This window comes from Acidimicrobiales bacterium, from assembly GCA_036491125.1.
GTDB lineage: Bacteria > Actinomycetota > Acidimicrobiia > Acidimicrobiales > AC-9 > AC-9.
On the sequence record DASXCO010000153.1, the window covers coordinates 1 to 21676 of the forward strand.

Sequence of the window (21676 nt, forward strand, 5' to 3'; positions counted from 1 at the left end):
CCCGCCCGAGGACCTCCTCCTCAAGCCCGGGTTCGTGGGCGACAACCTTCAGGCTCTGGAGCGAGTTGCCCGAAGCACCGGTCGATGCGCCGCCGTGGTCGGGTTCGTCGACGTCGGGCGCGATCTGCACAACGCCGCCGCCGTATGCGCCGGTGGATCGGTCGTCGGCGTGTACCACAAGCGGCTTCTTCCGAACTACTCGGTGTTCGACGAGGACCGGTACTTCACGCCGGGCGAGCCGGCTTCGCAGCTGTACCTCATCGCGGGCGTGCGCGTCGGAGTGTCCATCTGTGAGGACGCCTGGAGCCCGACCGGGCCCGTCTCCGAGCAGGCGGCAGGAGGGGCCGAGCTGATCGTCAACATCAACGCCTCGCCCTACTTTCAGGGCCGGCTCGAGGAGCGGGCCCGCATGCTCTCCACGAGGGCGGCGGATGCCTCGTGCTCTCTGGTGTACGTCAACCTGGTCGGAGGTCAGGACGAGCTGGTGTTCGACGGCGCATCGCTGGTGCTCGACGAGGAGGGACGGGTGGTGGCGTCGGCCTCGCAGTTCGAGGAGCAGGTGCTGGTGGTCGACATGGAGGTCCGACCGGCGTTTCGCAGCCGAATGCTCGACCCCCGCGGACGACGTCGGGCCGCCGGTCTCGACGCTCTCGTGATCAGCGAGCGACCTCGGGACAACGACGACCGGTGTCACTCCTCGCTCACCCCGCTCCTCGAACCCGACGACGAGGTCTACCGGGCGCTTGTCCTCGGCACGCGCGATTACGTGGGAAAGAACGGGTTCTCGGGCGTTCTCGTCGGCCTGTCAGGTGGTGTCGACTCGTCTCTCGTGGCCACGATCGCGGCCGACGCGCTCGGTCCCGAGTACGTCCACGCCGTTGCCATGCCCTCGCGCTTCTCGAGCGAGGCCTCTCTGTCCGACGCCACGTCACTGGCTGACCATCTGGGCATCGAGCTGCGCACCATTCCGATCGAGCCGGCGCACGCATCGCTCCTCGAGATGCTCGAGCCGAGCCTGGGCGGGCCCCCGACCGGTCTCACCGCCGAGAACGTGCAGTCCCGGATCAGGGGGGTCGTCCTGATGGCGTTGTCCAACGCGCTGGGTTGGATCGTCCTCACGACCGGGAACAAGAGCGAGCTCGCCACCGGCTACTCGACCCTCTACGGAGACACGGCGGGCGGGTTCGCAGTGATCAAGGACGTGCCCAAGACGCTTGTCTACCGGCTGTGCCAGCTGCGCAACGCCAGGGCCGGACGCGATCTGATCCCCGCCTCGGTGCTGGACAAGCCGCCGTCAGCCGAGCTTCGCCCCGACCAGCGCGACGACGAGTCGCTCCCGCCCTACGACACCCTCGATCCGGTGCTCGCCGCCTACGTCGAGGAGGACCACACCGCCGCCGAGCTCGTGGCCGCTGGCTACGACGAGTCGCTCGTCGATCAGGTCGTGCAGCTGGTCGACGGGGCCGAGTACAAGCGGCGCCAGACACCACTCGGCGTGCGGGTGAGCCACAAGGCTTTCGGCAAGGACCGGCGGATGCCGATCACCAACCGCTACGGCAGCGGGGGGTCAGGGGGCTCAGGGGACTCACTCCCGTCTTGACCGACCGGTCAACCGGGATGATGCTGTGCCATGGCCGATCCCAAGAAACCAAGGCAGGCCTTCGCTCCGTGGGACCGCCGTGAGCTCCCCGGTGCCTTCACCGTCGAGGAGACCGCCCGACGGGTAGGGAGCTACAAGTGGGTCGAGATGCGGCTCTTCGAGGCCCTGGGCGGATGGGTAGCCACGGTCCCCGAGCTCGACGTGAAGATGCGTCTCGGCACCCACTGCTACAAGCATGCCTGGCACGCCGAGCTGTGGCACAAGCGGTTGCCCGAGCTGCGGGAGATGAACCCCGATCGGCTGACGCTGCCCGCCAACGAGCACGTCGAGCGGTTCATGGCTGCCATCATCGAGCCCGAGGAACCGGGACAGACGATCGAAAAGCTGGTTGGCGTCTACCGGGTCCTCATCCCGCACAAGATCGCGGCGTACACGTACCACCTCAACAACACCTCGACCATCACCGATGCGCCCACGATCCGGTCGCTTCGGCTGGTTCTCAACGACGAGCTCGAGGACTGGCGGGAGGGTGAGATGCTGCTGCAGTCGCTCATCGAGACCGACGAGGAGGTCGAACGGGCGGCCGCCCACCAGGCCCGGCTGGAGACCGTGATGGTGCGGGCGGGTGGCATCGCCGGTCGGGGCAGCATCGGCATTCCGTCGCAGTCCTCTGGCGCCGAGGTCCCGGCGTGACGGCATCGACGAGCAGGAGACGCTGAGGTGGCGCGGATCGTCGTCAACCCGGAGGAGTTCCACCTGGTCTCGTTCGATGTCGGAGTGATCGCGGCCACCGCCGAGGGCGTGGCCGACGCGGTCGGTTTACCCGCGGACCTCGAGGTCCGGGTCGACGTCGACGAGACGTCGCCGCTGGGAGCGGGGCGCCTCGTTGCCTTGCATCCGGTCACGGTCTCCGTGCAGAGCGGCGCCCTCGAGGACGCCAAGCGGCCCCGCCAGCTGAGGGTGGCGAGCGTGGAGGACATCCTGGGCCGGCTCTTCTTTCGCGCCCGCGACCGGCTCGACCCGGCCTTCGGCGATCCACCAGAGGAGAAGGACCTCACGCTGGCGCAGGGTGTGGCGTGGGATGCCTACTCGGTCGGGCGGTGCACCCGTCGGGGATTCGGGGACTCCCAGGCCCGATGGCGCTACCACTTCCGCAACCGCCACGGCTTCACCGACGTGGCGGACGCCACGTTCGACCGCTTGTGGTCCGCGACCGGGCTCACATGGCTCCAGCTCGACGCGGCCTGCGGCGAGACGGAGGCCGCCCGGCAATCGGCGTGATCGCTCGGGGACAGCCTGGGCGCTGCCGCGCCGGCGGCTCATGTCCTCGGGCCGGCCTCCCGGGCCGGCCTAGGCCAGATCGTGGGCCGAGATCCCCGCCAGCAGGTCGATAGCAGGCCGGCGAGCGATCAGGCCCCGGCACGCCTCCGCCATCTCCACCATCTCGGGAGAGTCGAAGTGCCGCCGCTGCGCCGCCGGCGTCTCCCATTTCTCGATGACGAGGAAACGCCCTGGCTCGGTCCGCGAGGCGCACAGGTCGATGTTCCGACAGCCCGGCTGCCCGCGGGACAGCACGACATAGTTGGCCAGGACGGCGAGCAGTCGCTCGGCGCTGCCGTCGTCCGCAGCGCGGGCGTCGAACCCCAGGGTGACGACGGTAAGCTCGACGTCGTGGTCCGCAGTCTCGGGCCCGTTGTGCCCGGTGTCGTGGGTGTCGGTCGGCTCGGGATCCACGGCGCCGAGGGTACTGGTGAGGGGCGGCCGGAGAGCAGGGAGGGATCGGACGGTCGTCGAACCCTTCAGTGTCCGTATCGCCACGGCAGGAAAAGCGGTGCTGAGCGGGGGGCTGGGTACCGATCGGCTGCCTTGACGCTCCCGGTAAGCTTGGGGTGGGTTCGTCTCGCCGTGCGAGCAGGGGAAACCAGAGACGGCGTTGTTCTCTGGCCGCGTGGCCGCTCAGGAGAGGTTCATCATTTTGGCTAAGGAGCGAGTCGAGCGGGACGAGGAAGATCTCGTCCGCCTTTATCTGACCGATATCGGGCAATATCCGTTGCTCACCAAGGACGACGAGGTCAGGTTGGCCCAGGCCATCGAGGCCGGCTATGCGGGACAGTCGGACCTCGATGGCAAGACCAAGGATCTGACCCCGGCCCGTCGCCGTGAGCTCCGGCGCCAGGTCCAGGGCGGCGAGGACGCCCAACGGACCTTCGTGCAGTCCAACCTGCGGCTGGTTGTCTCGATCGCCAAGAAATATCAGGCGTCTGGTCTGCCCCTTCTCGATCTCATCCAGGAGGGCAACCTCGGCCTGATGCACGCGGTCGAGAAGTTCGACTGGCGCAAGGGGTTCAAGTTCTCCACGTATGCGACGTGGTGGATCCGCCAGGCCATCACCCGGGGTATCGCCAACACCGGTCGAACCATCCGTCTGCCGGTCCACGCCGGCGACACCCTGGCCCGGGTACAGAAGGCGCAGGCCCGGCTCGAGCTCAAGCTCGGCCGTCCGGCCACGCTGGCCGAGCTGGGCATCGAGGTCGAGATGCCCGAGGAGAAGCTGATCGAGGCGCTCCGTTTCCGGGCCGAGCCCCTCTCGCTGTCCGAGCCCCTCCGCGAGGACGGCGACGCCGAGCTGGGCGACGTCGTCGAGGACCGCTCGGCGGAGTCGCCCTTCGAGATGGCGGCGACGTCGCTGCTGCCCGTCGAGATCGCCCGCCTCCTGGCGCCGCTGGACGAGCGGGAGCGGGAGATCCTCCGGCTCCGCTTCGGGCTGGACCGGGGCGAGCCTCGCACGCTCGAGGAGGTCGGGGAGCACTTCAACCTCACCCGCGAGCGCATCCGCCAGATCGAGGCCAGGGCCATGTCGAAGCTGCGCCACCCCTCGAGCGACACCGGCGCCCGGGACCTCCTCACCGTCTGAGCACCCCGGACCGGCGCGCCGCGTCGGCCCCGAGGCCAGATCGTCCTGGACTGGACAAGTTCGACCTTCGATGCTGGCGCGGAGCGCCCATCTGCGGCCATACGGCGGGGCCCCTGCGTGTGGCGGAGGTGGACGGGAATCGAACCCGCCGGACGGGGGTCGCCCGTCCCACCCGCTTTGAAGGCGGGGGGGCCCACCAGGTGCCCGGACACCTCCGTCGCAGGAGGCTAGCTGGCCCCGGACCGCCCGGACTGAAAGATCACTAGTGGGGAAGCCAGCTAGCCGGTAGCTTGGGACGCCATGAAGAAGCTGCTGATATTGGCCGTGCTGATTGCTCTCGGAGCCGTTGCTGCCAAGAAGCTGCGGGCAGATTGACGGGTTGGCGCCTGAGGCGGAGCCCCAGGCGCCAACCCACGACTCCTCCGACTCCCATCACCACCGCGCCGGCGACCGCCGCAGCCGGTAGACCGGGCGCGGCGACTCGCGGTCGCAGCGAGACCGGGCGGACGAAATTGCGCACCTCCCAGTCGCGGTCCTTGGCCAGCTTGTCCAGGACGCGGTCGGGGTTCACGGCCACGGGGTGGCCCACGGCTTCCAGCATCGGAAGATCGGTGTAGGAGTCGGAGTACGCGTAGGAGGCGGCCAGGTCGATGTCCTCCCGCTCGGCCAGGCCCCGGATGGCGTCCGCCTTGTAGGGGCCGTAGGCGTAGAACTCCATCTCCCCCGTGTAGCGCCCGTCCTCGTCGATCTTCGCCCGGCTGGATACGGCCCCGTCGACACCCAGGTACCGGGCCAGGGGACCCACGATCTCCTCGGGCGAAGCCGAGACGATGAACACCTGCCGCCCCGCCGCCTGGTGGGTCGCGATGAGGTCCAGCGCCTCGGCGTAGATGATCGGCTCGACGAGCCCTTCCATTGCTTCGCGGACGATCTCTCTGACCTTGGCCTGGTCCCATCCCCGGGTCAGCGTCAGCACCGATTCCCTGATGCGGGCGAGCTTCTCCTCGCCGGCCCCGAGGTGAAGAAAGACCAGCTGGGCCCACAGGCCCCGCAGCACCGTGCGGCGGGAGATCAGGCCTTCTCGGTACAGGGTGCGGCCGAACACCGCCATCGAGGCCTTGGCGATCACCGTCTTGTCCACGTCGAAGAAGGCGGCCTCCATCCCCGCGATCTTACGGGCGGTCGGAGCCGATCAGGGGCACATGTCCCATGCAGGAACACCTCGGCCATCGGCGAACAAATAGGCCGAGGCGTCGACCGTCGAGCCATAGGGCGCGCGGCGGCGCGACCGAAGCTAATGTCTGGGCGCCTTCGGCCGGTTTGGCCCAGGTTCGACCCAAACGGGTGATTGGTCGCCTCCCGACGGAGGGGAAGAAAGAGGTGCGAGCATGAGGTCGAGGTTGGCTCGGCTGGGGATGGTCCTGGGGACCGTCGCAGCCAGCAGTGCCCTGATGTCCGGCCCAGCGGGAGCGAGCACGCCTGAGGTCTACGCCGGGAGCTCGTCCGGTAACGCCTTGAACCTGTCCATCGCCGGGACCCACCTGACCGGTGGGCTGAGCGTGGCCAACGTCAAGTCCGATCTCACGGCCACCGCCGAGGGCAGTGGCATCTTCACCCCCGGCCAGGTCCAGGATCTCAAGACCTCGGTCAACGGCAACAACCAGGCCCAGAGCAAGCCCAACGCCTGCCTGCAGACCCTGCCGGCGCTGCCGGCGCCCCTGAACGCCCTGAGCCTCAGCCTGGCCTGCTCTTCGTCGACCTCCTCGGTGACGGGCGACAACCCCACCTCGGACGCCACCGGCCTCATCGCCCATCTCGGCGTCGCCAACCTGAGCGGCATCCCCCAGCTGTCGAGCGCCCTCGGACAGCTCGGCAGTCAGCTCAAGGCGATCCCGCAGCTCGGCCCGATCCTCGGCCAAGTCGTGGGCAGCGTGCAGAGCGGCCAGGTCCTCGACGCCCAATTTGGACCGTCCGAGTCGAAGATCACGACTGACGCCGGTGCCGTGACCTCGAACGCCACGGCCCAGGGGACCGTGATCAAGCTCCTCAGCCTGGTGCCGTCCGTGACTCCGGGCACCACCGCCGTTCCCAACGTGGCGCTCGGCCCGCTGGTCACGATCACGATCGGGCAGGCCGCGGCCACCGCGACCTACGACCGCCACACCGGCAAGTCCAGCGGCACCTTCGACCCCGCCCTGGTCAGGGTCTCGCTCAATATCCCCGGCCAGGCGCCGCAGACCTTCAGCGTCGTCCCCGGCGTGGACCAGAGCATCCCGCCCGCCGGCACCCCCGGAGCGCCTACTCTGCTCAGCCTCAAGGTGGGCTCTGGCAAGACGACCACGAACCCCGACGGCTCGGTATCGAGCGTGGCCGACGCCCTCTCCATCGCCCTGCTGCCGGGCATGGCGCCAGGCGGCACGGACGTGCTGGATCTCCAGCTCGCCCACGCCGATGCGTCGGCGGGCGGGGCCCTGGCGACCGTCACCCCGGCACCGCATCCGCCCACGCTGCCCTTCACCGGTGAGCACCCCTGGATCCCCTACGCCGGCCTCGGCTTCCTCGGTGGCGCCCTGGGACTCGGGTTCCTCGCCTACCGCGGCGGCTTCCGGTTCGGCTTCCGCCGGTCCTGAGGATCGGACCGGGGGGGACCGGATGCCACGCCAAGAGGTGAGCCCATGGCCAGCCTGACCAGCTATCTCAGGATCCACCGGTGGGCCCGGAGCGGGCTGTCCGGGCTGGCCGGGCTCTTCCTCCTGGCTGCCGTCGGACTGCTGGGCTACCCGATCTTCACCAACCTCTACCAGTCCCACGTCGAGGGTGACCTGGGGAACGAGCTGGCGAGCCCGAACACCCGCCAGGCCTACCTGCAGCACCGGGTGGGGGTCGGGCAGAGCCTGACCCGGCTGCGGATCCCCAGCATCGGCACCAACGTGGTGGTGGTGGAGGGAACGACGGAGTCGGCCCTGCGGGCCGGCGCCGGCCACTATCCCGAGACGCCGCTGCCCTGTACGGCCGGCAACGTCAGCATCGCCGGCCATCGCACCACGTACGGCAAGCCGTTTGCCAACGTCGACAAGCTCCGACCCGGTGACCCGATCACACTCCAGACCCCGGTCGGCTCGTGCACCTACACCGTGAGCCAGCTGCCCTTCGAGGTGTCGCCCACCGACCTGTCCGTGGTGGCGCCCACCGCGGGACCGACCCTGACGCTCACCTCGTGCACCCCCAAGGGCCTCGCCGTCAATCGGATCGTGGTCAAGGCGGTCATGAGGGGCGCCCCGGCCACAGCGGCCTGATGGGACGCACCCGGCTCGCCGGCGCAGCCGTCGTCGCCGCCGTGGCGGGCCTCGCCGGCGGAGCAGCAGGCTTGGTTGTGGCCGCCACTCCCGCCAGCGCCGGTTCTCCGCCGCCGCCGTCAAGTCCGCCGTTCGTCAAGATCGCCACACCGGCTCCGAACCCCGACACGACGAACAGCACGCCGAGGGTCGACGGGAACATCACGGGCACGGCAGCTGGGGGTCGGATCACATCAGTGCAGATCTTCGCCTCACACGATGGCCAGACCCCCTTCTCGTCCCCGGCGACGCTGACTCCGCCAACGTCGAGCCAGCCTGACTGGACGTTCTCCGGGACGCCAAGCCTGGCGTGGAACGGCTCGTACCAGCTGTGGGCGGTTGCGACCGAGGACGACCCAGGCACCGGCAGCCATTCGGGGACGTCGCCGTCCGTCCCCTTCGCCGAGGGCGTGCCGCCGCAGACGCCGACGGGGGTATCGGCGACGAAAGACGCCGACGGGAGCGCGGTCACCGTGGCTTGGCAGGCCAATCCGGAGCCCGACGTCGCCTACGAGGTGCAGCGGACGTCGGTGAACGGCTCGAATTGGTCCACGGTCAGCCCCAGCCCGCCGACAAACGACACCAACTACCGGGACACCAGCGTCCAGCAGGGATCTGACTACCAGTACCGCGTCATCGCCGTCCGCCCCGGCGCGCAGTCGGGCTCGACGATCGCATCGGGCCCCTCGGCGCCGGCCAGTACCGTCGCCCCGCCCGCCGGCAGCCTGTTCGGGCCGGGGGGGTCGGTGGCGCAGCTGCCCGCGGCCATCCAGGCCATCACCGATCCCGTCGCCGGACTGGTGCATCCCGGGCAGGGCCCAGGCGGTCCGGTCACCGGGTCACCCACCTCCGGGGGCTTCTCCAACCTCCCCTACGGTGGCCAGGCGGCGCTCACCGAGCCGGGTACGCCTGGCGCCCAGGACCCGAAAGGGAAGTCGGCGAGCGCCAACATCGTCAAGACAGCGCTGTTCGTCGCCGCGGCCCTGATCCTGCTCGCCATCGCCGCCCACCTCTTCCGGATGCGCCGGGCGGTGGACGACACCCTGGCGCCCGTCGGGGTCGACCAGTGGGACCGCCATTCCGCTGGTGTCGACGAGACGGGGCAGATGACGACGGTGGGCAGCGGGCGGGGCGGATCCGACGTCACCAGGGCCATGCCGGCCCAGCGGGGCGGCGCCGGCGGCTCGGACGTCACCAGGGCCATGCCGGCCCAGCGTCGGCGCTGAGCTCCGGTCCGCCCGCCCCGGGTGATGACCATACGAGCCACGCACTAGCTTGGTGTTCCAGGCATCGTGCCCCGTGAAGCGGCGCCCGAGGAGGACGCTTGGCCATGGATCTCGGCTTCGAGGTCGACCAGCGCGGTCGCTACACCGTGCTCGCAGTGCGCGGCGAGGTCGACGTGTACACAGCGCCCAGGCTGCGGGAGCGGCTCATCGAGCTTGTCAGCCAGGGCAGCCATCAGGTGGTGGTCGACCTGGAGGGCGTCGACTTCCTCGACTCCACCGGTCTCGGCGTGCTCGTCGGAGGGCTCAAGCGCCTGCGGAGCCACGACGGCGACATGATCCTGGTCTGCACCCAGCCCCGCATCTTGAAGGTGTTCGAGATCACCGGTCTCACGAAGGTGTTCTCGATCCACGACACCGTCGAATCCGCCACCACCGCCTAACGTGGTGGCGCAGGGGGAAGCGGTGCGGCCGCTGGGATGGGACGACGCAGACGTCGAGCTCGACATCCCCGCCCGTGCCGAGTACGTCTCCCTCGCCCGACTCGTCGTGTCGTCGCTGGCGTCTTCGAGGCGAGACCTGGCTGACGACCGGATCGACGACCTCAAGCTGGCCGTGTCCGAGGCGTGCACCAACGCCATCGAGGCCTACGAGCCCGCCGGCGAGGAGCGCGTCGTCCTGCGCTGGCGGGACGGACAGGACCATCTCGAGGTCGACGTCCAGGATCAGGGGTCCGGCTTCGATCCCTCGACGTTGCCGGAGCGGCCCTCGGTGACCGACCCCGTGCGGCCGAACTTCGAGCGGGGTCTGGGGGTTCCCCTCATGCGGGCCCTGGTCGACCGGGTGGAGTTCGCCTCCTCCGACGACGGCACGTCGGTGACCATGATGGTCTACTGCCCGCCCGTCGCACCCGGCGGCCAGTAGAGCCGGCGCTCACCCGCCGGCGAGAAGGGATCGGACGACGTCCTCGGAGTCGGCGGTGACGAGGGCCAGGACCTCGTCGCCGGTATCGAGGACGGTGTCACCCCGGGGCACCACCACGTGGGTGTCTCGGACGACGGCGACGATGGTCGCGTCCCGAGGCACCTCCAGATCGGCGATCGAGTAGCCGGCCGCGGGGGAGTCCTCCGCCAGCGTGACCTCGACGAGCCTGGCGCCCCCGCCCCTGCCTCCCTCGAGCTGGAGAAGGCGGACAAGTGAGCCGACCGACACCGCCTCTTCGACCAGAGCGGTGAGCAGGTGCGGAGTCGACACCGAGACGTCGACGCCCCAGGCCTCGTTGAACAGCCACCGGTTCTTGGGATGATTGACCCGGGCGACCACGCGGGGAACGGCGAACTCCTGCTTGGCCAGGAGGGAGATGACGAGGTTGTCCTCGTCGTCGCCGGTGGCGGACACGACGACGTCGGCGTCGGCCATGCCGGCGGCGTAGAGCGACGACACCTCGCAGGCGTCGGCCGTCAACCACTCGATGTCGAGGGTGGGCCGCAGGCGGGCCACGAGGTCCGGGTCCTGCTCGATGACGAGCACCTCGTGGCCGGCCGCGTGCAGGTCCGAGGCGATGAACGTGCCGACGTTCCCGGCCCCGGCGATCATCACCTTCATCTGGCCGCGGCCCTCACGTGGCCCCCTCGGGGCCGGCGAGGAGCCGGCGCTCGAGCTCGTCCAGACTGTCCTTGCGGGCGGCTATGTGGAGCAGGTCGCCCTCCTGGCCCACCACGTCGCGACTCGTCAGTCGGGGCGTGCTCGCCCTGGTGACGGCGACCAACCGGACCCGGCCTTCGAGGTTGATCCGGTCGAGTCGCTGGCCGGCCCAGTCATCCGGCAGGACGCGCTCGACGAGCACGAGCTGGCCACTGGTGTCGGTCCATTCGGTGACCCCGGCCTCCGGAAAGAGCCGGCGCATGACCTGCTCGGTCGTCCACGTGACGGTGGCCACGGTCGGGATGCCGAGGCGCTGGTAGATGACGGCCCGGCGGGGATCGTAGATCCGGGCCACGACGTTCGGGATCTGGTAGGTCTCCCGGGCGATCCGGGCCGTGAGGATGTTCGAGTTGTCCCCGCTCGTCACCGCGGCAACTGCGCCTGCGTCCCTGATCCCGGCCAGCTCCAGGTGGTCCCGGTCGAAGCCGAAGCCCACGACGGTCCGCCCCGTCCACTCCGGGGGGAGTCGCCGCAGGGAGCGTGGGTCCTTGTCGATGACTGCCACGCTGTGGCCGTCCCGCTCCAGATTGATGGCGAGCTCCGATCCGACGCGACCGCAGCCCACCACGACGACGTGCACGTGTACATGGAACACGGCCCCGGCAGGCGGCACAACTCTCCCCCTCTCCAGGCCGGGGTCCCGAATAGGGGGACGTGGCGGGGAAGTGTTTACTTGGGACCGTGAGGAGCGAAGCCGCCCGGATCGACCGCCGGACCCCGGCCGCGCTCCCCACCCCGGAATCCCTCGAGCTCCCCGAGTCCTTCGGCTATCGCATCAAGAAGCGGCTACTCGGGCCCCCGCTGGTCAGCGAGCAGCTGCGCACCGAGCGCCTGGGCAAGCCCACGGCGCTGGCCGTTCTCTCCTCTGACGTGCTCTCGTCCTCGGCCTACGCCACCGAGCAGATCCTGCGGGTCCTGGTCGTGGCGGTGGGTGTGGCCGCCTTCTCGCTCACGGTGCCCGTCACCCTGGCCATCCTGGTGGTCCTTCTCTTCGTGACGCTCTCCTACCGGGAGGTCATCTGGGCCTACCCGAAGGCCGGCGGGGCCTACGTGGTCAGCCGGGAGAACTTCGGTCCCAACATCGCCCAGATCGCCGGCGTGTCGCTGCTGATCGACTACACCCTCACGGTCGCGGTCTCCATGGCTGCCGGCGTCTCGGCCCTGACGTCCGCGGTGCCGTCGCTGACGCCGTACACGGTCGAGCTGTCTGTCGCCTTCGTCCTGTTGATCGCGTACGCCAACCTGCGAGGGATCAGGGAGGCCGGACGCCTCTTCGCCTTCCCCACCTATCTCTTTCTCGCCAACATGGCCGTGCTGATCGGCGTCGGCTTGGTGAAGAGCGTGCTCGGCCAGCTACATCCGCACTCGATCCACGCGGCCGGGGCGATCTCGTCCGGAGGCGAGGGCAGCGGGCTGCTCCTGGGCGCCTCCCTGTTCATCATCCTTCGGGCCTTCTCCGACGGCGGGTCCGCCCTCACCGGGACCGAGGCCATCTCCAACGCGGTCAGCGTGTTCCGCCCACCCGAGCGCAAGAACGCCCGGGCGACGCTCGTCATCATGAGCCTGATCCTGGGATCGTTGGTCCTGGGTGTGTCGCTCCTAGCCAGCTGGGTCCACGCCGTTCCCTTCGTGTCGCAGAGCCCGACGGTGCTGTCGCAGGTCGCCAAGTTCGTCTACGGGACCGGGGCCCTGGGGAACTTCCTGTTCTACTTCCTGCAGATCGCCACGCTGCTCATCCTGGTGCTGGCCGCCAACACCAGCTTCACGGGGTTCCCGTTCCTCGCCAGCTTCGTGGGCGAGGACTCCTTCCTGCCTCGCCAGCTGACCCGCCGAGGCCACCGGCTCGTCTTCTCCAACGGCATCATCGTGCTGACCGTCGTGTCCGTTGCGCTGCTGGTCGCCACGGGAGCCAAGGTGGCCTCGCTCATCTCCCTGTACGCCATCGGCGTGTTCACCGGCTTCACGATGGCGGGGGCGGGGATGGTGAAGCACCACCTGACGCTCCGGGAGAGCGGGTGGCGTCATCGGCTGGCCATCAACGGCGCCTCCGCCCTGCTGTCGTTCGTGGTCGACATCGTGATCGTCGTCACCAAGTTCACCGAGGGGGCCTGGCTCGTCGTGGTGCTCCTCCCAGCGCTCGTCTTTGTCTTCATCCGGCTCAACCGCCAGTACCGCAACGAAGAGGCCGAGCTCGAGGAGGGAGCGCCGCAGCTGGCCGAGGTTCCCATCCCCCGTCGCCACGCTGTCTTCGTCCTGATCGATCGCCTCGACCTGGCGGCCGTCCGGGCCATCCAGTACGCCCGCACCCTGGGTCCCGACCAGCTTCACCTGGTGCACTTCGTGCTCGACGAGCGCGCCTCCCGCCTGTTGGAGGACGAGTGGACCCGCCTCGGGATGGCGGGCCTGTCACTGGAGATGGTCGACGTCCCCGACCGACGCCTCCGGCGGGCCATCCTCGAGATGGTGGCCGAGACCCTGAGCGTCGAGGGCACCGAGGCGACGGTCCTGCTCCCTCGGCGCCTATACCCGCAGCAGTGGACCCGGATCCTCCACGACCGCACCGCTGATGCCATCGCCGAGACCGTGGACCAGCTCCCTAACGCCCGCGCCACCATCGTCCCCTTCCAGGTGGGCAAGGGCGTGGCGAGCAGGCGCCTCCCTCGTGTCGCCGCGCTGCGGCCGGACGGCCGCCGCCGAAGCCGTCAGGTGGTCGCGACCCCGGTCACGGCGCCCGACCGGGCGACCGTGGGCACCACGCCCATCGGCCAGGTGCAATGGAGGCAACGGGCGCGGGTGGCCGGGCGGGTGAAATCGGTGTCGGTGCAGCCGTCCTCGGTCTCTCCCAACCTGCTGTGCAAGCTGGTCGACCCGACCGGCGGCCTGACCCTCGTGTTCCCGGGCCGTCGCAAGGTGGCCGGCATCGAGCCCGGCGCCCGCCTCGTGGCCGAGGGCACCGTGGGCGAGCAGGGAGGCCGTCTGGCCATCTTCAGCCCCAACTACGAGCTCATCGCCCCCGGCGGCTCGGAGGGCTCCGACTCCGAAGGCTGAGGAAGCGGCACCGGCGCGGACCGAGCGAGGACCCTCCGCCCCGTTTGACGTTTTTGGGGCACGAAAACTAGCTTGCGCCGAGCCGAATCCATGGACCAGGGACTGTCGAGATCGGAGCGGGAGACGCTGAAGGCCATGTACCGCCTGACCAAGGCGGGCTCGGACACCCATACCGGTGCACTGGCCGAAGCGCTGCACGTCAGCCCCGGCACGGCCACCGCGGCCGTGAAACGGCTGGCCGAGCGCGATCTGGCCCACCACCGCCCGTACCGCGGCGTGGAGCTGACGGCGTCGGGCCGGCAGGCGGCCGTGGCCGCCATTCGTCGCCACCGGATCGTCGAGCGCTTCCTCTCCGACATGCTCGGCTACCCCTGGAACGAGGCGGACCGGCTGGCCGCCTCCTTCGAGCACGAGCTTCCCCAGGAGGTGGAGGACCGGCTCTTCGTCGCCCTCCACCGCCCCTCGACCTGTCCCCACGGCTTCCCGGTTCCCGAGCCCGAGGTCGGGTACATCCCCGAGATGCCGCCGCTCTACGACCTGGAGCCGGGTGACGTGGCCGAGGTGGCCGTGCCGGGCTCGACGGATCCCGCCGTGGTGGCGTTTCTCGACACGCTCGGCCTGCAACCGGGCGTCCGGGTCGAGGTGCGCGAGAAGCACCCTTTCGACGGACCTCTGGTGATCCGGGTGGACGGGCATGACCGGACGGTCGGGCACCGGGTCGCCAATCAGGTCTTCGTGAAGATCGAAGAGCGGGACGCGGGCCCCGACGGTCCCGGGCCCGAGCACGGACAGCAGGACAGAAAGGAGCAGTCGGCATGACGCACACCCTCGCCGCCGAAGGGGGCTATCAAGCCTTCACCCTGGGCGGGGGCGAGAAGGCCTGGCTCGTCTTCGCCCTCCTCGCCGGCATCGGAGCAGTCGGTGTCGGGATCTACCTCATGCGCGGCGTGCTCGCCGCCGATCAGGGCACGGCCACCATGCGCGAGATCGCCGCGTCCATCCAGGAGGGGGCCGTCGCCTTCCTGCGCCGGCAGTTCCGGGTGATCCTCATCATCGTCGTGCCCCTGGCGGTGCTGGTGTTCCTCACCGCGACCAAGGTGGTGAGGCCGGACGGCTCCATCGCCTTGAGCTTCGGTGCGTCCGGCCTGTGGCGGGCGCTGGCCTTCCTCGTGGGTGCCACCTTCTCGGGCATCACCGGCATCATCGGCATGAACCTGTCGGTACGGGGCAACGTCCGCACCACGGCGGCAGCGAGAGGCGGCTCGCTGCCGGCGGCGCTGCGGGTCGCCTTCCGCACGGGCGGCATCACCGGCATGTTCTGCGTGGGCCTCGGCCTGTTCGGCGCCGCCGCCATCGTCCTGATCTTCCAGAACACCGCGACATCGGTCCTCATCGGGTTCGGGTTCGGCGCCTCGCTCATCGCCCTGTTCATGCGAGTCGGCGGCGGCATCTTCACCAAGGCCGCCGACGTCGGCGCCGACCTGGTGGGCAAGGTCGAGGCCGGCATCCCCGAGGACGACCCCCGCAATCCCGCCACCATCGCCGACAACGTGGGCGACAACGTCGGCGACTGCGCGGGCATGGCCGCGGACCTCTTCGAGTCCTACGAGATCACCATCATCGCCTCGCTCATCCTCGGGTTCGCCGCCTTCAACTCCATCGGGCGCAATCCGGCCGTCGGCGTCATCTTCCCGGTCATCGTGGTGACCATCGGCATCCTCGCCTCGGCGGTGGGGATCCTGATGGTCCGGGCGACGAACCAGGACCGCTCGGCGATGGCGCCCATCAACCGCGGCTTTCTCACCGCTGGCGCCCTCACGGTCGCCGGCACCTTCCTGGTCGCCCAGTTCTACGCGCACAACCTGCGGATCTTCTGGGCCGTGCTGTCCGGAGTCCTGCTGGGCCAGGCGGCCAGCCGTATCACCGAGTACTTCACCTCGACCGAGACGTCACCGGTGCGGGAGATCGCCGAGTCCGCCCGCACCGGGCCGGCGACGACGGTGCTCTCGGGCATCTCGTCGGGGCTCGAGTCCACGGTGTGGGCGATCATCGCCATCGCCATCGCGATTGCGGTCGCCGTCGGGCTCGGCAACGGCAACATCGAGTTCTCGCTGTACCTCGTGGCCCTGACGGGGATCGGTCTGTTGTCCACCACGGGCATGGTCGTGTCCGAGGACAGCTTCGGGCCGGTGGCCGACAATGCCGCAGGGATCGCCGAGATGTCGGGCGAGTTCGGCGGCGAGGCCGAGCGGGTCATGGTCAGCCTCGACGCCGTCGGCAACACGACAAAGGCCATCACCAAGGGTGTCGCCATTGGCTCGGCGGTCATCGCAGCCGTCGCCTTGTTCGCTTCGTTCATCGAGACGATCGGCAACCAGCTCAACATCGGGGCCACGGGGTCGGCGCTGTTCAACAACGCCCTGACGCAGATCAACGTGGCCAACCCGACGACGTTCATCGGGCTGCTGATCGGGGGATCGGTCGCCTTCATGTTCTCCGCGCTCGCCATCCGGGCCGTGGGCAGGACCGCTGGCACCGTGGTCCAGGAGGTTCGTCGGCAGTTCCGCGAGCACCCGGGCATCATGGACGGCGTCGAGAAGCCCGAGTACGGACGGGTGATCGGAATCTGCACCGCCGCGGCCCAGCGCGAGCTGGCCACCCCCGCCCTGCTCGCCGTGCTCACACCGATCATCATCGGCTTCGGTATCAACTACCTCGCCCTCGGGGCCTTTCTCGCCGCCGCAATTCTGACCGGCCAGCTCATGGCCAACTTCCTCAACAACTCCGGCGGTGCATGGGACAACGCCAAGAAGTACATCGAGGACGGCCACGAAGGCGGCAAGGGCTCCGAGGCCCACAAGGCCGCGGTCATCGGCGACACCGTCGGCGATCCCTTCAAGGACACCGCAGGGCCCGCCCTGAACCCCCTCATCAAGGTCATGAACCTGGTGTCGCTGCTCATCCTGCCCCTCGTCATCACCCAGCGTCACAACACCGCAGGCCGCTACGCCATCGCAGGCGTCGCTCTCGCCATCCTGCTCGCTGCCATCGCCTTCTCCAAGCGCAAGACCGAGGGGGTGGGCGGTGGCGCCCCCGCTGGTGAGCCCGTCGAGGTCACTGCCGGCGCTCCCCCCGGTGCCGGCGCGATGCCTCCGGCCCAGACCAAGGCTTCCCTGAGCGCGGCCATCGACCAGTGGGTGGTCGACCTGGGCCAGGACGAGGGCGACCTGCGGGACCGGCTGCTCGAGGTGAAGGGCCGGCTCCAGTCGCCGTCGTCAGCGCCCGCTGTCGGCCACCAGGGCGGCCAGCCGTGAGACCAGCTCAGGGTGGATTTTGTCCGGCCCGTCACCGCTGGGCCACCGGCGGACGGTACCGTCGTCTGGTTGCCCGAGGGGTTTGACAGCGCCCGGCCGTCATCCCAGCCTGGGGTCCAAGAGATGCCTAAACCGCTCGTCATCGTCGAATCGCCCGCCAAGGCGAAGACCATCGCCGGCTTCCTCGGGCGCGATGTGGTCGTCGAATCGTCGATCGGCCATATTCGCGACCTGCCCCGCAGCGCGGCCGACGTGCCGGCGGCCTTCAAGGCCGAGCCGTGGGCGCGCCTCGGTGTCGACGTCGACAACGGGTTCAAACCCTTGTACGTGGTGGCCAAGGAGAAGAAGGCGCAAGTCAGCAAGCTGAAGAGCCTGATGCGCGACGCCAGTGAGGTGTACCTCGCCACTGACGAGGACCGCGAAGGAGAGTCGATCGCCTGGCACCTGATGGAGGTGCTGGCTCCCCGGGTGCCGGTCAAGCGCATGGTCTTCCACGAGATCACCCGCGGGGCGATCGAGCGGGCGGTCGACGACTGGAGGGACCTCGATCGCCGACTGGTCGACGCCCAGGAAGCGCGCCGCATCCTCGACCGCCTCTACGGCTACGAAGTTTCGCCGGTGTTGTGGAAGAAGGTGTTGCCGAGGTTGTCGGCCGGGCGCGTCCAGAGCGTCGCCACACGCATCCTCGTCGAGCGCGAACGGGCGCGCATCCGATTCCGGTCGGCCAACTGGTGGGATCTGGAGGGACGGTTCGGCCGAGAGGCGCAGTCCTTCTCGGCCACCCTGGTCGCGGTCGACGACCAGCGCCTGGCGACGGGCAAGGACTTCTCCGAGACGGGAGAGCTGCGCACCCCGAAGGGATCGCCCGGCCTCGTCCTGCTCGACGAGCCCAAGGCGAGAGACCTGGCGCAGCGGCTCGCCGATGCCGCGTTCGCCGTCACCTCGGTCGAGGAGAAGCCGTTCAAGCGCTCTCCCTACGCGCCGTTCACCACCTCGACGCTGCAGCAGGAGGCGGGACGCAAGCTGCGGTTCAGCTCGGCCCGCACGATGCAGACGGCCCAGCGCCTGTACGAGAACGGCTACATCACCTACATGCGGACCGACTCGACCGCCCTGTCGGCGACCGCCGTGACCGCGGCGCGCGACCAGGCGGCGGCGCTGTACGGGGCCGAGTACGTGTCGCCCCAACCCCGCCGCCACGATCGCAAGGTAAAGAACGCCCAGGAGGCCCACGAGGCGATCCGACCGGCGGGGGAGTCGTTTCGCCGGCCCGATCAGGTGGCCGGACAGGTGTCACAGGACGAGGCCCGCCTGTACGACCTCGTCTGGAAGCGCACCGTCGCCTCGCAGATGGCCGACGCCAACGGGATGAGCGTCCAGGTGCGTCTGGCCGGCGTGGCCGCCTCCACCGAGGGCGCGCCGGCGGCCGGCGAGCGGGCGGAGTTCGCAGCCAGCGGCAAGGTCATCACGTTCCCCGGATTCCTCCGTGCCTATGTCGAGGGTGCCGACGACCCCGAGGCCGAGTTGGAGGACCGGGAGGTCCACCTCCCGCGGTTGGCGGCCGGCGATGCCGTGGACAAGGAGGCGCTCGAGGCGCGCGCCCACGCCACCCAGCCGCCGGCCCGCTACACCGAGGCGTCGCTCGTGAAGGCCCTCGAGGAGCTCGGGGTGGGTCGGCCGTCCACCTACGCCTCGATCATCAGCACCATCCAGGACCGGGGCTACGTCTGGAAGAAGGGAAGCGCGCTCGTCCCGTCGTTCACCGCCTTCGCCGTGGTCGGCCTTCTGGAGGACCACTTCACCGAGCTGGTCGACTACGGGTTCACGGCCAGCATGGAAGACGACCTCGACGAGATCGCCGGCGGCGAGGAGGAGGCCGGGCCCTGGCTGAGCCGGTTCTATTTCGGCAACGGCAAGCCCGGTCTCAAGGCGAGCGTGGCCGGTCATCTCGACGAGATCGACGCCCGCCAGGTGAACTCGATACCGATCGGACTCGACGGCGACGGCGAGCAGATCGTGGTGCGCGTCGGCCGCTACGGGCCGTACGTGCAGCGAGGGGAGGACCGGGCCTCGGTTCCCGACGACCTGGCCCCCGACGAGCTCACCGTCGAGCGGGCCAAGGAGCTGCTGGCCGCGCCGAGCGGTGACCACGTGCTCGGTCAGGACCCCGACACCGGCTTGCCGGTGCTGGTGCGCGCCGGGCGCTTCGGCCCCTACGTCCAGCTCGGCGAGGGCGATCCGGGATCGAAGACCAAGCCCCGCACCTCGTCGCTGCTTCGGACGATGTCCCCCGACGCGCTGAGCCTGGACGAGGCCCTCCGATTGCTGAGCCTGCCCCGGGTTGTCGGAACGGATCCCGCCGACGGGGCCGAGATTCTGGCCCTGAACGGACGATACGGTCCGTACTTGAAGAAGGGTGATGACAGTCGCAGCTTGGCCGCCGAGGACCAGCTGTTCAGCATCACCCTCGAGGAGGCACTGGCCATCTTCGCCCAGCCCAAGCAGCGGGGCGGCCGGGGCGCGGCGGCCGCGCCGCTGCGCGAGCTGGGCCCGGACCCGGTCAGCGATGGACCGATGGTGCTGCGGTCGGGCCGCTTCGGGCCGTACGTGACCGATGGCGAGCTCAACGCGTCGCTGCGCAGGGGCGATGATCCGGAGTCGCTCACCTCCGAGCGCGCCGCAGAGCTCCTGGCCGAGAAGCGGGCCGCGGGACCAGCGCCGGCGCGCAAGGGGGCGCGTCGCGCGGCCAAGGCGGGCTCCGCTCGCGGGTCGGCCAAGACGGCGAAGAAGGGCACCGCCAAGCAGGCGGGGCGCACCACGTCCGCCACGAAGAAGACGACAGCGAAGAAGACTGCTGCCGCCAAGAAGACTGCTGCCGCCAAGAAGACGTCGACCACCAGGAAGGCATCCGCCACCAATACGGCGACGACGAAGAAGAAGGCGGCCGCCCAGGCGGCCACGCGCAGCCGGTCCTGAGCCGGTGGCGCCCGAGGGGGAGCCGCCCGCGATGGCCGCTCGCGGCCGACTTATCGCCCTCGAGGGCCCGGAGGCATCCGGCAAGTCCACTCAGGCCCGGTTGCTCGCCGAGGCCCTCGGTGCGGTGCTGACTCGGGAGCCCGGTGGAACGGCGACTGGCGGGCGGGTTCGCAGCCTGCTCCTCGACAGCGGCGCCAGCCGCATCGATGCGCGGACCGAGGCGCTGCTCATGCTCGCCGATCGGGCCCAGCACGTGAGCGAGATCCTCGAGCCGGCGTTGTCGTCCGGTCGCTGGGTGGTGACCGACCGCTTCTCGGCGTCGCTGCTGGCCTACCAGGGCTTCGGGCGCGGGCTCGACGTGGCCGAGCTCCGGCGGCTGACGTCCTGGGCCTCGGGGGGTCTGTGGCCGGACCTCACCGTCCTGCTCGACGTCCCCCCCGAGCAGGCGGCGGCCCGTCAGAGCCGGGAGCTCGATCGGCTCGAGCGCGAGGACGGGGCCTTCCACCAGCGCGTGGTGGGGGGCTACCAGGCCCTCGCTGCCGCCGAGCGCGCCACCTGGGCGGTCGTCGACGGGTCGGGGGCAGAGGCCGAGGTGGCCGGTAGGGTGCTGGCCGTGGTGACCGAGCGGCTGGGCGCTCCCGGCGGGGTGACAAGGCCCGAATAAGGCCGATCGTGTCCCCCTTGTACGACGACGTCATCGGCCAGCACGATGCCGTGGCCCAGCTCCGTGCCGCCGCCGCGTCGCCGGTGCACGCCTATCTGCTCGTCGGTCCGCCGGGTACCGGAAAGCGCGCCGCGGCGCGCTCGTTTGCCGCCTCGCTCCTCTGCCCCGAGGGCGGCGCCTGCGAAGGGCGCGTCCTTGCAGGCACACATCCCGATCTCGTCGTGCGCGAGCGGGCGGGGCCGTTCATCACCGTCGACGACGCCCGCGAGATCGCCCGGCTGGCGTGGCGCAGCCCGATGGAGGGCCACCGTCAGGTGCTCGTGCTGGTCGACCTCCACCTGGTGGACCGGGCCGCTCCCGCGCTGCTCAAGACCATCGAGGAGCCGCCGCCGACGACGGTGTTCGTGCTCCTCGCCGACCGTCTGGCGCCGGAGCTGGCGACGATCGCCAGCCGCTGCGTCCAGATCAGGTTCAGGGCACTGACGTCGGACGCCGTCGCTGCCCGGCTCGTGGCCGAGGGCGCTGACGAGGCGCTGGCCACGGCGGCGGCGCTGTCCTCGGGCGGGCGTATGGACCGGGCCCGACTCCTCGTCTCCGATCCCACCTCGGCCGAGCGCCGCCGGGCGTGGGAGGAGGTGCCCAAGCGACTCGACGGCACGGGTGCCACGGTGATGACCTTGGTCGACGACCTGCTGGCCCACGGCGAGGCGGTGCTCGACCCGCTGCGGGCGATGCAGCGGGCCGAGCTGGAGGAGCTCACCGAGCGGGCACGGCTGGTCGGGGAGCGGGGGCTCCCGCGTCGGCGGGAGATCGAGGACCGTCACCGCCGAGAGCAGCGCCGCCTGCGGATGGACGAGCTGCGCTTCGGACTGGCAGCTCTCACCGCGGCCTATCGGGA

The 21676-nt window shown here is 70.0% G+C and carries 19 protein-coding genes and 1 tRNA gene; 15 read left to right on the plus strand and 5 right to left on the minus strand.

Features of this window, described 5'->3' with window-relative positions; all coding sequences use genetic code 11:
• From VGF64_11830 to VGF64_11840, 3 genes are all read left to right on the plus strand, one after another.
• The coding region (locus VGF64_11830) for an NAD+ synthase (protein ID HEY1635440.1) at nucleotides 1-1600 on the plus strand (1600 nt) is incomplete at its 5' end.
• Nucleotides 1601-1630: 30 nt separating this feature from the next.
• Nucleotides 1631-2293 carry a hypothetical protein gene (locus VGF64_11835; GenBank protein ID HEY1635441.1) on the plus strand — a complete coding sequence of 221 codons (663 nt, stop codon included), beginning with the start codon at nucleotides 1631-1633 and terminating at the stop codon, nucleotides 2291-2293.
• A 27-nt stretch (nucleotides 2294-2320) separates the two neighbouring features.
• Nucleotides 2321-2881 (plus strand): hypothetical protein, encoded by a 561-nt coding sequence (locus VGF64_11840; GenBank protein HEY1635442.1) that lies wholly within the window; start codon nucleotides 2321-2323, stop codon nucleotides 2879-2881.
• A 69-nt stretch (nucleotides 2882-2950) separates the two neighbouring features.
• Here VGF64_11840 and VGF64_11845 read toward each other — a convergent pair whose 3' ends face one another.
• The gene (locus tag VGF64_11845; protein ID HEY1635443.1) at nucleotides 2951-3334 is read right to left on the minus strand and encodes an antibiotic biosynthesis monooxygenase family protein; all 384 of its coding nucleotides are present in this window, start codon (nucleotides 3332-3334) and stop codon (nucleotides 2951-2953) included.
• 241 nt (nucleotides 3335-3575) lie between these two features.
• On the opposite strand from VGF64_11845, the gene VGF64_11850 reads away from it, so the two are divergent.
• A complete protein-coding gene (locus VGF64_11850) occupies nucleotides 3576-4514 on the plus strand; it encodes a sigma-70 family RNA polymerase sigma factor (GenBank protein ID HEY1635444.1) in 939 nt (312 codons plus the stop codon).
• 120 nt (nucleotides 4515-4634) lie between these two features.
• Here the strand turns inward: VGF64_11850 and VGF64_11855 are convergent.
• A tRNA-Sec gene (locus VGF64_11855) sits at nucleotides 4635-4730 on the minus strand.
• A 46-nt stretch (nucleotides 4731-4776) separates the two neighbouring features.
• A complete protein-coding gene (locus VGF64_11860) occupies nucleotides 4777-5676 on the minus strand; it encodes an HAD-IB family hydrolase (protein ID HEY1635445.1) in 900 nt (299 codons plus the stop codon).
• Between the two features lie 226 nt (nucleotides 5677-5902).
• On the opposite strand from VGF64_11860, the gene VGF64_11865 reads away from it, so the two are divergent.
• From VGF64_11865 to VGF64_11885, 5 genes are all read left to right on the plus strand, one after another.
• Nucleotides 5903-7144 (plus strand): hypothetical protein, encoded by a 1242-nt coding sequence (locus tag VGF64_11865; GenBank protein ID HEY1635446.1) that lies wholly within the window; start codon nucleotides 5903-5905, stop codon nucleotides 7142-7144.
• Between the two features lie 45 nt (nucleotides 7145-7189).
• A complete protein-coding gene (locus VGF64_11870; protein ID HEY1635447.1) occupies nucleotides 7190-7810 on the plus strand; it encodes a class E sortase in 621 nt (206 codons plus the stop codon).
• Nucleotides 7810-9075, plus strand: a complete 1266-nt coding sequence (locus VGF64_11875; protein ID HEY1635448.1) for a fibronectin type III domain-containing protein — start codon at nucleotides 7810-7812, stop codon at nucleotides 9073-9075. Before VGF64_11870 ends, VGF64_11875 begins: the two co-directional genes overlap by 1 nt.
• A 104-nt stretch (nucleotides 9076-9179) precedes the next feature.
• Complete coding sequence (locus VGF64_11880) at nucleotides 9180-9515, plus strand: STAS domain-containing protein (GenBank protein ID HEY1635449.1); 336 nt, start codon at nucleotides 9180-9182, stop codon at nucleotides 9513-9515.
• A 4-nt stretch (nucleotides 9516-9519) separates the two neighbouring features.
• Nucleotides 9520-9996: an ATP-binding protein gene (locus VGF64_11885; GenBank protein HEY1635450.1), complete on the plus strand. Its 477-nt coding sequence runs from the start codon at nucleotides 9520-9522 to the stop codon at nucleotides 9994-9996.
• Between the two features lie 9 nt (nucleotides 9997-10005).
• Here VGF64_11885 and VGF64_11890 read toward each other — a convergent pair whose 3' ends face one another.
• Both VGF64_11890 and VGF64_11895 read right to left on the minus strand, forming a co-directional pair.
• Nucleotides 10006-10677 (minus strand): NAD-binding protein, encoded by a 672-nt coding sequence (locus tag VGF64_11890; GenBank protein ID HEY1635451.1) that lies wholly within the window; start codon nucleotides 10675-10677, stop codon nucleotides 10006-10008.
• Between the two features lie 13 nt (nucleotides 10678-10690).
• Nucleotides 10691-11389 (minus strand): TrkA family potassium uptake protein, encoded by a 699-nt coding sequence (locus VGF64_11895; GenBank protein HEY1635452.1) that lies wholly within the window; start codon nucleotides 11387-11389, stop codon nucleotides 10691-10693.
• A 68-nt stretch (nucleotides 11390-11457) separates the two neighbouring features.
• On the opposite strand from VGF64_11895, the gene VGF64_11900 reads away from it, so the two are divergent.
• From VGF64_11900 to VGF64_11925, 6 genes are all read left to right on the plus strand, one after another.
• Complete coding sequence (locus VGF64_11900; GenBank protein HEY1635453.1) at nucleotides 11458-13824, plus strand: amino acid permease; 2367 nt, start codon at nucleotides 11458-11460, stop codon at nucleotides 13822-13824.
• Between the two features lie 90 nt (nucleotides 13825-13914).
• Complete coding sequence (locus VGF64_11905) at nucleotides 13915-14643, plus strand: metal-dependent transcriptional regulator (protein ID HEY1635454.1); 729 nt, start codon at nucleotides 13915-13917, stop codon at nucleotides 14641-14643.
• Nucleotides 14640-17138: a sodium-translocating pyrophosphatase gene (locus VGF64_11910; protein ID HEY1635455.1), complete on the plus strand. Its 2499-nt coding sequence runs from the start codon at nucleotides 14640-14642 to the stop codon at nucleotides 17136-17138. The genes VGF64_11905 and VGF64_11910 overlap by 4 nt, the downstream gene beginning before the upstream one ends.
• 123 nt (nucleotides 17139-17261) lie before the next feature.
• Nucleotides 17262-20114 carry a type I DNA topoisomerase gene (gene topA, locus VGF64_11915; GenBank protein HEY1635456.1) on the plus strand — a complete coding sequence of 951 codons (2853 nt, stop codon included), beginning with the start codon at nucleotides 17262-17264 and terminating at the stop codon, nucleotides 20112-20114.
• A gap of 31 nt (nucleotides 20115-20145) precedes the next feature.
• Nucleotides 20146-20778: a dTMP kinase gene (gene tmk / locus VGF64_11920; GenBank protein ID HEY1635457.1), complete on the plus strand. Its 633-nt coding sequence runs from the start codon at nucleotides 20146-20148 to the stop codon at nucleotides 20776-20778.
• Between the two features lie 8 nt (nucleotides 20779-20786).
• Nucleotides 20787-21676: ATP-binding protein (locus VGF64_11925; GenBank protein ID HEY1635458.1), on the plus strand; the 890-nt coding region annotated here is incomplete at its 3' end.

What these genes read in the sequence shown, in the direction of transcription:
- VGF64_11835 (HEY1635441.1), top strand. Translation starts at nt 1,631, where the DNA reads ATGGCCGATCCCAAGAAACCAAGGCAGGCCTTCGCTCCGTGGGACCGC.
- VGF64_11860 (HEY1635445.1), bottom strand. Translation starts at nt 5,676, where the DNA reads ATGGAGGCCGCCTTCTTCGACGTGGACAAGACGGTGATCGCCAAGGCC.
- VGF64_11865 (HEY1635446.1), top strand. Translation starts at nt 5,903, where the DNA reads ATGAGGTCGAGGTTGGCTCGGCTGGGGATGGTCCTGGGGACCGTCGCA.
- VGF64_11870 (HEY1635447.1), top strand. Translation starts at nt 7,190, where the DNA reads ATGGCCAGCCTGACCAGCTATCTCAGGATCCACCGGTGGGCCCGGAGC.
- VGF64_11875 (HEY1635448.1), top strand. Translation starts at nt 7,810, where the DNA reads ATGGGACGCACCCGGCTCGCCGGCGCAGCCGTCGTCGCCGCCGTGGCG.
- VGF64_11880 (HEY1635449.1), top strand. Translation starts at nt 9,180, where the DNA reads ATGGATCTCGGCTTCGAGGTCGACCAGCGCGGTCGCTACACCGTGCTC.
- VGF64_11890 (HEY1635451.1), bottom strand. Translation starts at nt 10,677, where the DNA reads ATGAAGGTGATGATCGCCGGGGCCGGGAACGTCGGCACGTTCATCGCC.
- VGF64_11905 (HEY1635454.1), top strand. Translation starts at nt 13,915, where the DNA reads ATGGACCAGGGACTGTCGAGATCGGAGCGGGAGACGCTGAAGGCCATG.
- VGF64_11910 (HEY1635455.1), top strand. Translation starts at nt 14,640, where the DNA reads ATGACGCACACCCTCGCCGCCGAAGGGGGCTATCAAGCCTTCACCCTG.
- topA (HEY1635456.1), top strand. Translation starts at nt 17,262, where the DNA reads ATGCCTAAACCGCTCGTCATCGTCGAATCGCCCGCCAAGGCGAAGACC.
- tmk (HEY1635457.1), top strand. Translation starts at nt 20,146, where the DNA reads ATGGCCGCTCGCGGCCGACTTATCGCCCTCGAGGGCCCGGAGGCATCC.